The organism is Rossellomorea sp. H136, assembly GCF_056838065.1.
In genome coordinates this window covers 1,943,733-1,959,437 of the sequence record NZ_CM166371.1, presented here as the reverse complement: position 1 = coordinate 1,959,437, position 15,705 = coordinate 1,943,733, and the positions used below count along the sequence as shown (strand labels likewise).

The following is a 15,705-nucleotide window of genomic DNA, read 5'->3' as shown; positions in this document are numbered from 1 at the left end:
GGGTTTAAACACAAAAAAACTGACCTTCTCTATAGAAAAGGTCAGTTATCAGGTTATACCATTTTATTAAATTCCTTCTTTAGACGCTTAATAATCCTCTTTTCTAAACGGGAGATATAGGACTGGGAGATTCCAAGCATATCCGCTACATCCTTTTGGGTTTTTTCTTCTTCTCCCATTAGACCAAACCGGAGCTCCATGATTTGTTTTTCACGATCAGAAAGCTGGTGAAGAGCGTTAAAGAGCAGTTTTTTGTCTACGGTCGCTTCAAGATCTTTTGTAATAATATCTTCATCTGTTCCAAGTACGTCTGATAATAGTAATTCATTTCCGTCCCAATCAATATTGAGTGGCTCATCAAACGAAACTTCAGAACGGATTTTATTATTTCTTCTTAAGTACATAAGGATTTCATTTTCAATACACCTGGAAGCATATGTAGCTAATTTGATTTTTTTTTCTGGATTGAATGTGTTAACTGCCTTAATCAAGCCAATCGTACCGATGCTGATCAAGTCTTCAATATTTATTCCTGTATTTTCAAACTTCCTGGCGATATATACGACTAACCTTAAGTTTCGTTCAATCAACAGAGAGCGGGCAGCTTTATCACCTTTAGGCAATTTATTGAGTAATACTTCTTCCTCCTCTTTCGTCAATGGAGGGGGAAGTGCTTCACTACCACCTATGTAGTAAATTTCATCTGTCTTCAGTCCAAGTTTGATTAACAGTTTGTACCAATAGTATAAAAATTTAAATTTGAATTTTTTCATTGTTGCTCCCCCTTCTATTTCTTTAAATTGTGAGTATAGTAGTAATAATTGACTTAAGAAACATTAAGTACCGGCTTTCGCGAAGCCATTTTCGGATGAACGATCGCTTGAAAATTCCCATCTGCTGAAAGCGGATCCTCTCTGAAGGCAATCAGTCCATTCGGGATCGTCCATTCTGATTCATGATCCTTTAGAATGAGAGAATCAGGCTTGATAGCGGCTAGAAGTTGACTTTTTCTTCCCACTGATTGGGCGGGGACAATTCTCATCCGGTCAGACCAGCGTGTGTCGATGTTTTTCTCTCCAGAGAAGATTTCATCAACTTCGTGGCATAGTGCCCTCACTTCTTCTGGAATTCCCCCCTCTATCTCAGCGATGGAGAGTATCATGACCGGACTTTTGGATATAGGGTCTTGAAGTTGGTTACCGCTGTCAACAAGACCGTTTACGGTACATTGAAAATCTTCAATTTTTATGCTTACCTTCAGGAGCTGATCATACTGAATTTTCACTTGCTCAATGCTATCCACTCTGCCCTTAGAAAAATACCAGGCAAGAGGCAGGGCAAGCATAACAAATACCCAGCTTATCGGATCTCCAAAACCACGGATGCTTGCAAGCAACATGGAGGATTCTGTACCAGGGTCGAAACTAATAAAATAATGAGTCCCAATTAATATCCCACCTGTAAAAAAGGTAACAAAATAGAACATAAGAAGATTAGATAAGTAATAGCGCAATCTTCTATACCCAAAAGCTGAGTACACCATGATAATTGAAAATAATAATTTCATAAGAGGGTTTCCTATAAGAGTTGCATAAGGTGAAAAGGCAAGGAGAATGATGATCGATCCTATCAAACTGCCAAGTCCAATTCTCCACAGGGCATATTGTCTTTTTAAGATGATTCCAGTTAACCATAATAAGAAAAAGTCTACCAACAGATTTAACAACCAGATGACATCCAGATATAAGGTCAATCTCTACCCTCCTTTTGAAACTTCACCCAGTTACAGCTATTTAAATTTCAAGATAGGAATGACTTATCAGAAGTATATCGTACATACCCTTTAAAAGGTTGTCATTTTTTGTATGCTTCAGAGGAAAACTTTTCGGAGATAAGAACGAAATATGTCACTAAATTTATTCCTGATTCGAGGTATAAAAAATAGCTTTGTTGATTGGATTTTGATTGGATGGATACGTGGAAAATATATCAGTCCAAAAAAATCCCCAAAGGCATTAAATGCCTTTGGGGATTCCTTGTTGTGCTTGTCGGGCCTGAGAAAGCAGCCCGCTTTTATTGTCCAGCTACGGGGCTTAGAGGCTCGAGCTCATAAGCTAAGCCACCCAAAAAGGCAAAGGACGCCTTTCCGGGTGGCTCAACTTATGCTTGTCGCCTCTGGGCAAAGGCCCTCCGCTTTCCTATTTATCTACGGCGATTACGGTTGCGAAGGAAGGTTGGGATGTCCAATGTTTCTTCCGCTCCCTGATTTTGATTGGAAGAGGTTCTCACCGGCTCTTGGTGTTGAGGCTCTTCGCGTTTAGGTTGTTCGCGCTTGATAGATTGGTTTGGGCTTGGGTTTGGACTTTGATTTGGTTTCATTCCACCAAATGTTGGTCGAGTTTGCTTAGGAGGTTGAATGACCTCTTCATTAAACCCGGTTGCAATAACGGTTACGACGATATCATCTTTTAAATCTTCATTAATCACGGAACCGAAAATCATGTTCACTTCTTGATCTGAAGCAGATGCTACAATGTCCGCAGCTTCTTGAACTTCATATAGACTTAAAGATGTACCACCTGTAATGTTCATCAGTACACCTTGAGCTCCATCAATGGATGTCTCAAGTAATGGACTTGAAACGGCTTTTTTTGCGGCTTCCGTCGCACGATTTTCACCAGAAGCTGCACCGATGCCCATGAGTGCTGAACCTTTGTTAGACATGATTGTCTTTACGTCGGCAAAGTCAAGGTTAATAAGACCTGGAGTTGCGATTAGATCTGAGATACCTTGAACACCTTGTCTTAATACGTTATCTGCTTCTCGGAATGCTTCAAGCATTGGCGTGCTCTTATCTACGATCTCAAGCAGACGATCGTTTGGAATAACGATAAGGGTATCTACTCCTTCTTTCATAGCAGCGATACCACCGCTCGCTTGATTTGAACGCTTTCTGCCTTCAAAGGTGAAAGGTCGTGTCACAACACCGACCGTTAATGCTCCGATTTCTCGAGCAATCTGAGCGATTACCGGAGCTGCACCAGTTCCGGTTCCTCCACCCATTCCAGCCGTAACGAAGACCATATCTGCTCCTCTTAGAGCTTCTTCGATCTGTTCTTTACTTTCTTCAGCAGCTTTTTTACCCACTTCCGGATTGGCACCTGCTCCTAATCCTCTGGTTAATTTACCACCGATTTGCATTTTTATTTCAGCTTTTGATAGATTCAAAGCTTGTGCATCTGTATTTACAGCGATAAATTCAACACCCTGTACACCATGCTCGATCATGCGGTTTACAGCGTTGTTACCTCCACCACCGACACCGATAACTTTTATTGTCGCTAAAGAATCTAAATTTGTATCAAACTCCAACATGACAAATCCTCCTAACTCGTCGAATCTATGGATTCCTTTATTTATTCAAAGAAGTATCCAAAGAACTTTTTCACTTTTGACATGGCCTTCTCATCTTCATGCTCTTCTTCTTTTACCTTCGCAGGCTTTGGCTTTTTATTAGCTGGTTTCGATTGTCGCTTCTCAGCAGCCTCTACAGGCACTGGTTCTGCACTAACAGATCTTCCTTGTAATCTAGCATTCTTTTGAGCGTATTTTATCAAACCTACTGCAGTCGTATACTGAGGTTCCCTAACTCCAATATAATCAGGAATTGCCACCCGTACACGATTTTGGAAAACGATTTGTGCTAATTCTAACACACCTGGAAGATTTGCTACACCACCAGTTAACACATATCCACCTGGCAGGTCTCTGATTCCCATTCGTTTCAGCTCATGGCTAATGAGGTCTAAGATCTCTTCCAGCCTTGCTTCTATGATATCAGAAATTTCTAATTGATTAAATTGCTGGTGTTGATCGCTACCAATAATTGGCACGCTAAACACTTCATCTTCTGATGCATGGTCATAATAAGCATGTCCATATTTAGTTTTGATTTTCTCTGCATCGTCCGTTGAGGTTCTTAATCCAATCGATAAATCTTTAGTAATATGTTCTCCCCCTACAGGAAGTACAGTTGTAGCTTTAAGGTGGCCTTGTTCGAAAACCGCTATCGTTGTAGAGCCACCGCCAATATCGATTAACGCAGCACCGAGGTTCTTCTCATCCTTTGACAAAGCAACTGAGCCAGCCGCAAGAGGTTGAAGAACGATATCGACAATTTCAAGGCCGGCCTTTTCTACACAACGGAGAGTATTATGTAAAATCGTCTTAGATCCCGTAATGATGGTGCCTTCCATTTCCAATCGAACACCAATCATACCGCGTGGATCTGTAATCTCATCCAATCCATCAACAATGAATTGTCTTGGGATTACATTGATGATTTCTCTTTCTGGAGGAATAGAAACAACCTGGGCTGCATCCATCACTCTTAGAACATCTTCATCGCCGATTTCCCGATTATCACTTGATACTGCCACTACACCATGACACGATTGAAGCGACACATGGTTGCCGGTAATACCTACGATGACCTGGCTTATAGATAAACCAACCATCCTTTCGGCTTGTTCAACTGCTTTCTTGATTGTATGAACAGTTTCGTCTATATCTACGATGGAACCTTTTCTGATTCCTTCTGAGTTCACATTTCCTACACCGATAATGTTTAAGGAATCATTTGTCATTTCACCAATGATTACTTTTACTGTGGATGTACCGATGTCTAGGCTAACGTAAATTTCATTGCTGTTCACTCTATGGCACCTCCTTAAAGAATGTTTATTTGGAACAACAACCCTAGAAAAACATTATTCTAAGTATATCTTAATTAAGATATTCGTCGTAACAAAAACGATTCCCTTTTAAAATTCTAATTTTTTTCTCTTTTTTCTTGATTATTTGACCAATTGCTAATAAGTATTCGTCTAATCACTGCAATGTTCTGGAATAATCTTACTCCAAAAGCAAATACAGCCGCCAGATATAAGTCTACACCAAGATGTACGCCTAGAAAAGCTAAACTTGCTGCCAGTAAAATATTAAAAAAGAACCCAGAAACAAAGACCTTATCATCATAAATATTTTGGAGGTGGGCACGTATGCCGCCAAATAATGTATCCAATGCTGCCAGGACGGCGATCGATAAATAATTCGAGTACTCATCTGGAATTCTAATATCTGTAAGAAGCCCCAATACGACCCCTACCAGCAACCCTAAAAGGGGAAGCCACATATTACCCGTTCCCTCCTCTTTCCTTCACCGGTTCCATTAAACGGACCCGGATGGTATCTTCATATGGTGGAACCACCACTTTTTCTAAAGGCTTTGAAATTGAGACTCGAAGATTATCGATAAAGAAGTCCTCAACAGACTGTGATACCTGCATTCGGTTATACAAGCCTTTTGCAGAGTCCAAGTCTTTGGTTAATACTCTCACTTCAAATGGTATTTTTTTAATTGAATATCCATCTACCTTGGTTTCTCCATTAATATCCCGAATGACCGAGGTATTGATTAAGCGATGACCATCAATGGAAATATCCATTGCATCATATCGATTCAGCTCATTTACCAGTCTTTCCAACAGTTCCGGTGATATAGTTTGAACTTTTTCACCAAGAAGGATTTCTTCCATGGCAGGTTCAATCGTTAAAATGACACCTGGTCCTGTTTTTTCAGTCAAACCTGCTTCTGTTCTCAGTTCCTCTAACGTTTGTTTCAAAGCACGTTCTGGACTAGACTGCTGTTCTGTCTTATATTGTTCCAACTTTGCTTCAACCGCACGCATTTCTGCATAGAGATTGGAATTGACTTCTTTTTCTTTTAATAATGCATTTCGTAGTTCCCATATATCTCGTGTATCCCGGACAACAGGTTCTTTGACTGTTTGGAATTGTATAGCAATCATAAACCCAATAATTATCGTAATAATGGTAAAGCTTATTTTTAACTTGTTGTCCATTCATTGCACCTTACTTTCACAGCTGACCTTACTTGGTAACAGTCCGAATAACCCTTGGGACATTTCATTTCTTATGATTCACTAATGCTTGGTTCTAAAATTACCGTATTCTTTTTTTCCAGTTTAAAAATGATATTATCATTTACAAGCTGGTCTTTAACCCCGCCCGTGATATTCATGGCTGATGATAGTACTTCCGGATCTCCAATAGCGGTAATTTCAAACGGAGCAGGATATTCGATTCCATCAATTTGAATAACGGGACCGTTACACAGTATGTATGAATCATGCTTTAGCCTTTGTCCATTTATCGCAACGACAGAAGCCCCCGCAATGTATAATTCATTGATCACCTTAAATACATGGTGTTCATGAACAATATAATTATTGGCGTTTTCCTCATTGGAATCGTAGTCAGCGTCTGATAACGTCACGTTTATCCCAGGCCCTTTCACTTTCGTTTTGCCCAGATACATACGATACTTCTCCGCATCTTCTGCCAGGTTAAAATATATTTGTTTCTCTTTAGAGAATTCCTTCTCCATGTTGACGACCTTTTCCTGCTTCTCATAGAGTTCCTCTTGCAGATTATTATTCTGCTGCTGATACTCAAGGATTTGATCTCTCAATGCTTCTTCCTGTTTCCACTGACCATTCGTTCGATTCCCACGTTCCGCTTGTTCTGTGTTAGCTAGACTAAATGAAAAAGCAAGGATGAAACCTAACACCAGACATACAAGAGAGAGGATTACATGCTTACCTCTCACCCTCATCCTCTTCATCGCTTTGTTCACCTTCCGTTTCATATGCTCTGAAATAAGAACCTACCTCTAAATCAATGACACCTTTTACTGAAGGATCCAATTGACTGACAATAGAGGGATAATGCACCATTTTCTCTGAAAAGGTCCGGATGGTGGCACTGACTTCAAATCCATCATTCATGAATAGGGTCAAGTGATATTGATCTGTTTCCTTTGGAGCCAGGTTAATCTCAGATATGAGGTGCTGAACTTCTTTCGGAAGCTCCCCTAATTCTTCTACCATTTTCACTAAGACCTTATCTTCCTCGAAACCTCTGAGTAAAGGAGCATCAACGGGTATTGATTCAGTACCTTTATCCAGAACATTCCCATTCTCTAATATGACAAAGAATTTATTATCTTTCGATAGATATGCCTTTTTATCATATTCTTGGATGCGTATTTCATAGGAATTCGGAAAGGACATTTTTACCGTTGCATTTTTTACTTCAGGAAGCTCCTTTAATTGTTCCACGGTTTTATCTTTGTTTACACTCCACAAATTCATGCCGCTGTCAATTCCACTTTGCTGAAGAACCGCCTCATTTGAAACAAGCTCATTCCCATGAACCACCACTTTTTTCACATGACTTAAAGGTGATTGAAAGTAAACCACCGATAGAATCATGAGTAAGAACAAAGAAAGTAAAAATAACAGTCTGCGATTCGCTTTCTTTTTTCGGTGTTGTTTTAATTTAGGAATACGATCTTCAAGGGAAACAACATTTTCTTTTTTCATTTCGTTCTCCTCAATTTCACTTTGTAATCATTAAGTCATGAATAAGAAAATTCTCACCACGTCTTATAATGAAAGTACTCTTTACATTGGGATACCTTCCATTCTATATGAAGGCAGCAAATGTTAAAAGAGGAACAGAACGTTATTTTCTGCCATATGACATAATGTTGAACGGGAATCCATTATGGTAGAGTTGAAGGATTGATATTCAGGAGTTAGTTCTCATGTCACTGATCAAAATAATCCAGCATTTCCTAAGATACATTGTCCATACAACTTTTCGTATATGTACGTCCATTCCTTTTCAGAAAGAAGCCATCCTATTTATTACACTCTTGTACTCTATTTTAAACACCAATTTCCACATAATGAAGGTATGTCATTGAATTGTAAAAGATTTGGCTAACAAAAGTAATAAACTCTCCTTTATTTTGAAAAGGTCTGATTATAATGCATTACGTATATGTAATTAATTGTAACATCTCACCAATGAATATCCTATTGTTATTTCAATAAAAACGAGGAATTTCAGCGTTTTTTTCTTTAATTCAAAAAGAGACTGACCATAAAAACAGGGGAGGATATGAATGATGCGTTCCTGACTATCAGGCTTTTACCATTCACTTCTTATCCGAGCTGTTTCACAGTCAATCTCTTTGTTAAGTCATTACCGTCTCGTATAACGGCTAATATTCAGCAGCACTCCCACAGCCATTAGCATGAGGGTCAATGAGGATCCCCCGTAGCTGAGAAAGGGGAGTGTGATGCCCGTGACCGGCATGAGGCCGGTTACAACCCCAACATTGATCATTACTTGGATTGCAATCATTGAAACGATCCCTAACGCCAGAAAGCTTCCGAATAAGTCAGGAGCCCCTAGAGCAATTCTGATCCCTCTCCATAAAATCAAAGAAAACAGAAGCAGGACTAGAGTTCCCCCGATAAAACCGAGCTCTTCTGCTAAAATTGCAAAAATAAAATCGTTTTGAGGTTCGGGCAAATAGAAGAACTTCTGCCTGCTTTGTCCCAGTCCCAATCCAAACAAGCCTCCCGGGCCGATTGCATATAGTGACTGAATGATTTGGAATCCGCTATTCAATGGATCCTGCCATGGGTCTAAAAATGACGTTATCCGTGCAATGCGATAAGGTGCAGATATAACAAGTCCAATGAAGCCGACTAATCCAATCATTCCGAGACCGACAAAATGCATGACCCTCGCTCCTGCAATAAAGATCATCACTACTGAAGTACCAACCATGACAGTGCCCGTACCCAGATCCGGCTGTAGCATTATCATTCCAAAAGCAGCGAACACCAGCAGAAGCGCCGGTAGGACTCCTTTTCTAAAGGAAGTAATATACTTTTGGTTTTCCGATAAATACTTTGAGAGAAACGCAATCATGGCAAGTTTCATAAATTCTGAAGGCTGAATGGAAAACGCCCCGACTCCTATCCAGCTCCTGGAACCATTCCTTAGAACCCCGATACCCGGAATTAATACCAGTACAAGAAGGACAAAGCAAATGATGATGATAATTTTCGCCCAATTTCTCCAGGTCCAATACTCTACATTCATGATGAAAAACATAGCGAATAACCCTACGCCCGCAAAGAGCACTTGCCTTTTGGCAAAGAAAAAGGAGTCATCGAATTTGTAGTCAGCCCATACAGCGCTTGCGCTGTATACCATAATCAGTCCAATCGCAAGTAAAGTGAGTGTAACCATAATGAGGATAAAATCGGGAGTCGATTTTTTTAAAGGCAATCTTAAACACCTCGAATAGACAAATTTTGAGCCGTTCGAGCAAAGAAAACTACTTATCTTGGATTGGTATACTGGCTGTTAAAGTACGGATGCTCTTCATGGACAAGCCCTTATTTAAGCTTATGCACCGCTTCAATAAAAATGTCACCACGTTCTTCAAAAGTTCGATATTGATCCCAACTTGCGCATGCAGGGGATAGTAAAACAACATCTCCCTCTTCGGCATGTTCAAAAGCAACAGGAACTGCCTTTTCAACATTATCGACAGGAATAATGGATTGTATCCCTGCCTTTTCTCCTGTATTCATGAACTTCTCAGACGTTTCCCCGAAGGTGATTAACATTTTTACATTTTTCAAATATGGAATCAGGTCATCGAAATCATTTCCACGGTCCAAGCCTCCAGCAAGCAGGATCGTAGGACCCTCGAACGCATGAAGAGCACTTTTCGTTGCCAGGCTATTCGTTGCTTTCGAATCATTATAAAACTTTACACCCTTCACTTCCCGGACAAATTGCGTTCGGTGTTTCACCCCTGTAAAGGTGCCAAGGACCTTCTTAATACTTTCATTGGGTACTCCATAGATTTTACACGCGGCAACCGCACAAAGGATATTCTCCAGGTTATGTGCACCCGGTAATACAATTGAATCAACTTCGACAATCAACTCATCTTTGAAATAGACTGCCCCGTTTTTGATACAGGCCCCTTCCGCTACTACTTTCTTCGTTGAAAATGGAATTAATTGCGCTTTTGTAAAGGCAACTGAATCTATAACATGCTCTTGATCAGCATTAAAGATGAGATAATCATGTTCTGTTTGATTTTTCGTAATATTGGATTTCGCCTTCCAATATTCATCCAGGTTTCCATGGTAATCCAGATGTGCATCATATAAATTCGTAATGATGGCAATATGAGGAGCGAATTCTTCGATCCCCATCAGTTGAAAAGAGGAAAGCTCAACTACCATTTTTTCATTTTCTTTCGCTTCCTGGGCTACTTCAGAAGCGACCGTTCCGATGTTTCCTGCAATAAGAGGCTTTTGATCGGCCTCTTCAAGCATTTCAAACAGGAGTGTCGTCGTCGTGGTTTTTCCATTTGTTCCTGTAATTCCAATCAATTCTGCCTCAGAAATTAAATAGGCAAGCTCAACTTCTGTCAGAACGGGTATGTTCTTTTCGATTGCTTTCTTAATCAATGGGTTGTGATAGGGTATTCCTGGATTCTTAATCACATACTGAAAACCTTCATCAAGAAGTTCGATGGGATGACTTCCGCAAATCACTTTAATACCTTCCTGTAGAAGCCCCTGAGCTTCCGGGTTTTCAGCCAAGGGCTTTTGATCGTTTACCGTTACAAATGCTTCTAACTTATGTAGAAGAGAGGCAGCACTTACCCCGCTTTTTGCTAAACCTAATACTAGAACTTTTTTATGTTTGAACTTCGTTATCTTCTTCAATTATAACCACACCTCAATATAGATTCCTAAAACGGCAAATAGCAAACCGACGGTCCAAAACGTTACAACAACACGCCACTCAGACCAACCGACTAACTCATAATGGTGGTGCAGTGGGCTCATTTTGAATATTCTCTTTCCTGTTGTCTTAAATGACGCGACCTGTAAGATAACGGATAGTGTCTCAATGACAAATACTCCACCAATAAGAATTAAGATGATTTCCAATTTGGTTAAAATGGCAATCGTCGCTATCGCTCCACCTAATGCTAAAGATCCTGTATCTCCCATAAATACTTTAGCAGGGTGGGCATTGAATACTAAGAATCCGAGTACCGCCCCGACTACTGCCACTCCGAAAATCGCGACATCATACTGGGATTGATTCCAGGCTAATACGGCTAGTGCACCAAAAGCAATGGCGCTCGTTCCTGATACTAATCCATCTAAACCATCTGTTAAATTGACAGCATTTGAAAATCCTACAAGCCAAAAGATAATGAATAAACAATAAAACCAACCTAATTCAAATGAAAAATCCGTTAACGGAATCGAAACTGTAGTCGGAAAGTCATTTTGCTTAAAGATGAGATAAAAAATGACAGAAATGACAATCTGACCTAAAAGCTTTTGCTTTGATGTGAGTCCTAAGTTCCTCTTCATTACAACTTTAATAAAGTCATCAAGAAAGCCTAATAGCCCAAAACCGACCGTCACAAGAATCATTAAATAGGTTTCAGGACCAGGCTCTGAATATTTACCAGTCATTACAAATGTAGTAATCACGATGGAGATCAGGAACACAATTCCACCCATTGTAGGTGTGCCTGTCTTTTTTTGGTGAGACTGAGGGCCTTCATCACGGATACTCTGCCCAAACTTCAATCTTCTAAGGAAAGGGATAAAAACGGGGGCAAGCAATACTGTTATGAGAAATGCCATAATGATTGTAAAAAAGATCACTTGTTCCATCATCGTTATTCCCCTCCCTTTCCATTACCGGATTCGTTCGATGATACGTCTGTTGTTTGATTTCGTTCAGATTCGTTGTTAAAAATAAACTTCGTCATAATTTCCCACTTTTCTTGATTGTAATTTTGTTTGTAATCCTCTAGTAAGTCAATGTAAGCTTTATAAACATCTTCAACCATAAATAATGGAAAGTGGTTTGGAACAAATGAAGGTACTTCTTTATTCTTTGGCCAAAGTGAAGCAATCGCTCCTGAATCAATACTTTCGAAAAGGTTTATTTCATCACCAAAAGGGACATATAGTCCCTTCTCCATTCCCATACTAGTTGAATTTGAAACTACTAGAAACGTAAAGCCTGGTAGATGCATTCCTGATGTTTCAGGAAATAATTTCTTTACATCATCATAAAAGAGCATTTTTACATCCCCTTTATGATTTGTCTGGCCACTTCGCGGTCATCGAAATCATATACGTTGTTTCCTATAATTTGATAGGTTTCATGACCTTTCCCAGCGATCAGGACAATATCGTCAGCTTTTGCAAGACTTAAAGCCTTTTTAATTGCTTCTTTCCGATCAACTATTAATTGATACTGTTTGCCGACCACTCCAGATTCCATATCCTCGAGTATACTATCAGGATCCTCTGTTCTTGGGTTATCAGAGGTGAAGATAGCAAAGTCCCCATATTCACAGGCAATCTCTGCCATTATAGGCCGCTTAATCTTATCACGGTCCCCTCCACACCCCACCACCACAATAACTTTTCCCTTAGTTATCGATTGTATGGTTTCTAATACATTTTTCAGACCATCAGGAGTGTGTGCGTAATCAACGATAACCGAGTAGGGCTGACCTTCAGAGATCGTTTCAAACCGGCCCCTGACTCCATGTGCTCTCTCCAGGCTTCTTACGCTGCCCTCGATGGGTATACCTGCTGCACTAGCTGTTGCAATCGCAGCCAAAGCGTTATATACATTAAATCGCCCCGCTAATTTTAATACCATCTCTCTTTCTCCAAATGGTGAAACGAGTGTAAAAGCGGACTCTGTTGCTTTCAGGACAATATCTCTGGCATAGAAGTCAGCAGAAGGAGACAGACCATATGTAAATACATGTGCGGCCGTTGCTCTGATAAAAAAATCAGCTGCTTCATCGTCTTTATTAATGATGGCGTATTTAGGAGATTTCTTAAAATAAGTATTCCCTAATTGTGAAAACAATAAGCCTTTTGCATTTCGGTAATCGTCCATGGACTTGTGATAATCCAGATGATCCTGAGTCAGGTTTGTAAATACGGCAATATCATAGTCACAGCCGTGAACCCGGCCCTGATGTAACGCATGTGAAGAGACTTCCATGATTGCACTTCGTACCCCTTTATCACAAAATTGTTTAAACGTTTGTTGGAGCGTTAAGCTGTCAGGAGTCGTATTATGACTTACTTGTAACTCATCCCCCACTTTTATGTGCATTGTACCGATTAAACCGGTCTTCATTCCACAGTGTGTAAGCACCTGGTCAATCAGATGGGTGGTCGTGGTTTTTCCATTTGTGCCAGTCACCCCTACCAACAAAAGCTGATGGGAGGGCTGCTTATAAAAGTAGTCGGCAAGAATGGCCATTGCTTTCTTCGTATCCGGAACGATAATAACCGGCACGTTTGCTTCTAAGCTCCTCTCAGCGAGTATCGCAGCTGCACCGTTCTTCTCTGCAAGTGGGGCGAGTGAATGGCTATCAACCTCTAATCCGTTAATACAGATAAATAGATCACCCTTTTTCACTTTCTTATGGTGGTTAGCGATGTTTGAAATAGCTGGATTCCCTTCACCCTCTACTGAGAAAAACGGCAGTACTTCCAGCAAAGTGTGCAATCTCATCTTTTCAACTCCTCACAGGTAGAAAGCAACCTTTTTATATTTTACAAAAAAATGCGTATGAAAGCTATAAACCTTTTAACTTAGTTCATTATCATTATGAAAAAATGACAGTCCGCCTCACTAATTAAAGAAAAACGGGGCTCCCCCTTACGGATATAAAGCCCCCGGCATAACTAAAAAGTATATCACAAATAATCAATCATGTTGACTTTCTTCCCTTAAATCATTCCGAAAGATACACCCTCACTTTTGAGCCTTGCTTGATCTTCACTCCCGGATCAGGAGATTGACTAACCACTTTATCTCCACTTCCACTTACATCCAGATCAAGGTTTACTAACTGCTGCTGTAGCTCTTTTTTCGTTAATCCAACTAAGTCAGGGGTTTCAATCAATGGAATATCGGTCCACGTCATCTCTTTCTCAATTTGACCTTTACGTTTAGGTACTCCCATTGCTTCTAAACTATCGCCTATGATACTACCTCCAATAGGGGCTGCTACGACTCCACCGAATTGAATGGTACCTTTCGGATTATCGACAGCTACGTACACGACAATTTCAGGGTCATCTGCAGGCGCAATTCCCATAAAGGAAACGATGTGATTGTTTTCTAAGTATTTACCATCCTTTGCTTTTTGAGCGGTTCCCGTTTTCCCTCCTACCCGATAACCATCTACAAAAGCTTTCTTACCGCTCCCTTTCGCTACAACACTTTCCAATGCTTCACGAATCTGTTTTGATGTTTCTTCTGAAATGACCCTCTTCTTCATTTGAGGTGTCTTTCTCATCACCACTTCTCCAGTTGAAGGGTCAATCAACTCCTTAGCTATATACGGTTGATACAGGATTCCTCCATTGACGGCTGCTGATACAGCTGCTACCTGTTGAATCGGCGTAACGGCCACCCCCTGACCGAAGGCAGTCGTAGCTTGTTCTACTGGACCGACTCGATCAAGATTAAAGAGAATCCCCTTCCCCTCTCCTTGAAGATCAATGCCGGTCTTTTGTCCAAATCCAAAATCATGAATGTAGCTGAATAGTTTTTCTTTCCCTAACCTCTCACCTAACTCTACAAATCCCGGGTTACATGAATTTTGGACTACTTCCAAAAATGTTTGGGTTCCATGTCCTCCCCGCTTCCAACAATGAAGGGTGGATCCGGCCACTTCCACATGACCGGGATCATGGAATTTATCTTTATAAAGGTCCACCTTATTTTCCTCCAGCGCTGCGGCAAGAGTAATGATTTTAAACGTCGAACCGGGTTCATAGGTGCTCCAAATCGGTAAATTCCGGTTATATATCTCCTGTGGGACATTCTGAAAATTCGCCGGGTCAAAAGTCGGCCTGCTTGACATCGCCAATATCTCACCACTCTTAGGGTTCATGGCAATAGCGATCATTCCATCAGGATTGTAAGTTGCTTGAGCAATATCCAATTCACGTTCCACGATAGTTTGGACTTTCGTATCTATCGTAAGCTTTAAATCAAGTCCGTTTTCCGGTTTTTCAAAGTCATCTGCCATATCAGGCATTCGTTTCCCTTTAGCATCAGAAAAAAATTTGACATACCCTTTATCTCCACTAAGTTCCTCATCATATGACAATTCAAGTCCCATCAGCCCCTGATTATCAATTCCCGCGAAGCCAAGCACATGGGATAAATAACTGCCGTATGGATAATAACGTTTAGAATCTTCGCCTAAGTAAACCCCTTTTAAATTTAGGTCCCTGACCTCTTTCGCTTTTTCATAGGAAATCTTTCTCGCCTCTTTAATCAACACCATACTGTCTCTCTGTGTAACATATTTATATGCAGATTCTACTGAAATATTAAGAACAGCTGCCAGTTTATCCGCTGTTCCCTGAGGATCAGTGATTTGTCTCGGGACGACAAATATCGTCGGGGCACTTTGGTTTCCAGCTAGTTCCACCCCATTACGGTCCACAATCTTCCCTCTCTCCGGTTGAAATGGGATATTTCGACTCCAGGAGTCCTTTGCTAAACCAGTAAGCCAGTCCCCTTTAAAGAACTGAACATACCCCAGCCTTATATCAATAATGGAGAAAATCAGGACTCCTACTATAAGTGCTACTGCTAACCTTTTCCTTACCGTTACATTGGATACTCTTTTCACTAATGGAACCTCCCCTT

Annotated in this window: 14 protein-coding genes; all 14 read right to left on the bottom strand. The window is 40.5% G+C overall.

Features of this window, described 5'->3' with window-relative positions; genetic code table 11:
- Positions 1 to 53 precede the first annotated feature (53 nt).
- Entirely contained in the window at positions 54 to 773 is a 720-nt protein-coding gene (sigE, locus tag ACYH0O_RS09910; protein WP_113968294.1) for an RNA polymerase sporulation sigma factor SigE, read from the bottom strand.
- Between the two features lie 53 nt (positions 774 to 826).
- Positions 827 to 1,753, bottom strand: a complete 927-nt coding sequence (gene spoIIGA / locus ACYH0O_RS09905) for a sigma-E processing peptidase SpoIIGA (RefSeq protein WP_482632111.1) — start codon at positions 1,751 to 1,753, stop codon at positions 827 to 829.
- 449 nt (positions 1,754 to 2,202) lie between these two features.
- A complete protein-coding gene (gene ftsZ / locus ACYH0O_RS09900; RefSeq protein WP_482632110.1) occupies positions 2,203 to 3,375 on the bottom strand; it encodes a cell division protein FtsZ in 1,173 nt (390 codons plus the stop codon).
- A gap of 41 nt (positions 3,376 to 3,416) precedes the next feature.
- Positions 3,417 to 4,715, bottom strand: coding sequence for a cell division protein FtsA (gene ftsA, locus ACYH0O_RS09895; protein WP_148968668.1), 1,299 nt, complete (start codon positions 4,713 to 4,715; stop codon positions 3,417 to 3,419).
- A gap of 116 nt (positions 4,716 to 4,831) precedes the next feature.
- Complete coding sequence (locus ACYH0O_RS09890; protein WP_113968298.1) at positions 4,832 to 5,194, bottom strand: small basic family protein; 363 nt, start codon at positions 5,192 to 5,194, stop codon at positions 4,832 to 4,834.
- 1 nt (position 5,195) lies between these two features.
- Complete coding sequence (locus ACYH0O_RS09885) at positions 5,196 to 5,924, bottom strand: DUF881 domain-containing protein (protein ID WP_149155440.1); 729 nt, start codon at positions 5,922 to 5,924, stop codon at positions 5,196 to 5,198.
- A gap of 71 nt (positions 5,925 to 5,995) precedes the next feature.
- Positions 5,996 to 6,697: a DUF881 domain-containing protein gene (locus tag ACYH0O_RS09880; protein WP_262481677.1), complete on the bottom strand. Its 702-nt coding sequence runs from the start codon at positions 6,695 to 6,697 to the stop codon at positions 5,996 to 5,998.
- A complete protein-coding gene (locus tag ACYH0O_RS09875) occupies positions 6,681 to 7,466 on the bottom strand; it encodes a cell division protein FtsQ/DivIB (protein WP_482632109.1) in 786 nt (261 codons plus the stop codon). The genes ACYH0O_RS09880 and ACYH0O_RS09875 overlap by 17 nt, the downstream gene beginning before the upstream one ends.
- A gap of 667 nt (positions 7,467 to 8,133) precedes the next feature.
- On the bottom strand, positions 8,134 to 9,234 hold the full coding sequence (gene spoVE, locus ACYH0O_RS09870) for a stage V sporulation protein E (protein WP_149155437.1): 1,101 nt from the start codon (positions 9,232 to 9,234) through the stop codon (positions 8,134 to 8,136).
- 110 nt (positions 9,235 to 9,344) lie between these two features.
- A complete protein-coding gene (gene murD / locus ACYH0O_RS09865; RefSeq protein ID WP_482632108.1) occupies positions 9,345 to 10,697 on the bottom strand; it encodes a UDP-N-acetylmuramoyl-L-alanine--D-glutamate ligase in 1,353 nt (450 codons plus the stop codon).
- Complete coding sequence (mraY, locus tag ACYH0O_RS09860; protein ID WP_482632107.1) at positions 10,698 to 11,672, bottom strand: phospho-N-acetylmuramoyl-pentapeptide-transferase; 975 nt, start codon at positions 11,670 to 11,672, stop codon at positions 10,698 to 10,700.
- 2 nt (positions 11,673 to 11,674) lie between these two features.
- The gene (locus ACYH0O_RS09855; RefSeq protein WP_482632106.1) at positions 11,675 to 12,085 is read right to left on the bottom strand and encodes a hypothetical protein; all 411 of its coding nucleotides are present in this window, start codon (positions 12,083 to 12,085) and stop codon (positions 11,675 to 11,677) included.
- A gap of 2 nt (positions 12,086 to 12,087) precedes the next feature.
- Complete coding sequence (locus tag ACYH0O_RS09850) at positions 12,088 to 13,548, bottom strand: UDP-N-acetylmuramoyl-L-alanyl-D-glutamate--2,6-diaminopimelate ligase (RefSeq protein WP_482632105.1); 1,461 nt, start codon at positions 13,546 to 13,548, stop codon at positions 12,088 to 12,090.
- Positions 13,549 to 13,771: 223 nt separating this feature from the next.
- On the bottom strand, positions 13,772 to 15,688 hold the full coding sequence (locus ACYH0O_RS09845; RefSeq protein ID WP_482632104.1) for a stage V sporulation protein D: 1,917 nt from the start codon (positions 15,686 to 15,688) through the stop codon (positions 13,772 to 13,774).
- Between the last annotated feature and the right edge of the window lie 17 nt (positions 15,689 to 15,705).

Bases quoted from the DNA above. Each gene is read 5' to 3' on its own strand.
- sigE (WP_113968294.1), bottom strand. From the start codon at position 773: ATGAAAAAATTCAAATTTAAATTTTTATACTATTGGTACAAACTGTTA.
- ftsZ (WP_482632110.1), bottom strand. From the start codon at position 3,375: ATGTTGGAGTTTGATACAAATTTAGATTCTTTAGCGACAATAAAAGTT.
- ACYH0O_RS09890 (WP_113968298.1), bottom strand. From the start codon at position 5,194: ATGTGGCTTCCCCTTTTAGGGTTGCTGGTAGGGGTCGTATTGGGGCTT.
- ACYH0O_RS09885 (WP_149155440.1), bottom strand. From the start codon at position 5,924: ATGGACAACAAGTTAAAAATAAGCTTTACCATTATTACGATAATTATT.
- ACYH0O_RS09880 (WP_262481677.1), bottom strand. From the start codon at position 6,697: ATGAGGGTGAGAGGTAAGCATGTAATCCTCTCTCTTGTATGTCTGGTG.
- ACYH0O_RS09875 (WP_482632109.1), bottom strand. From the start codon at position 7,466: ATGAAAAAAGAAAATGTTGTTTCCCTTGAAGATCGTATTCCTAAATTA.
- mraY (WP_482632107.1), bottom strand. From the start codon at position 11,672: ATGATGGAACAAGTGATCTTTTTTACAATCATTATGGCATTTCTCATA.
- ACYH0O_RS09855 (WP_482632106.1), bottom strand. From the start codon at position 12,085: ATGCTCTTTTATGATGATGTAAAGAAATTATTTCCTGAAACATCAGGA.
- ACYH0O_RS09850 (WP_482632105.1), bottom strand. From the start codon at position 13,548: ATGAGATTGCACACTTTGCTGGAAGTACTGCCGTTTTTCTCAGTAGAG.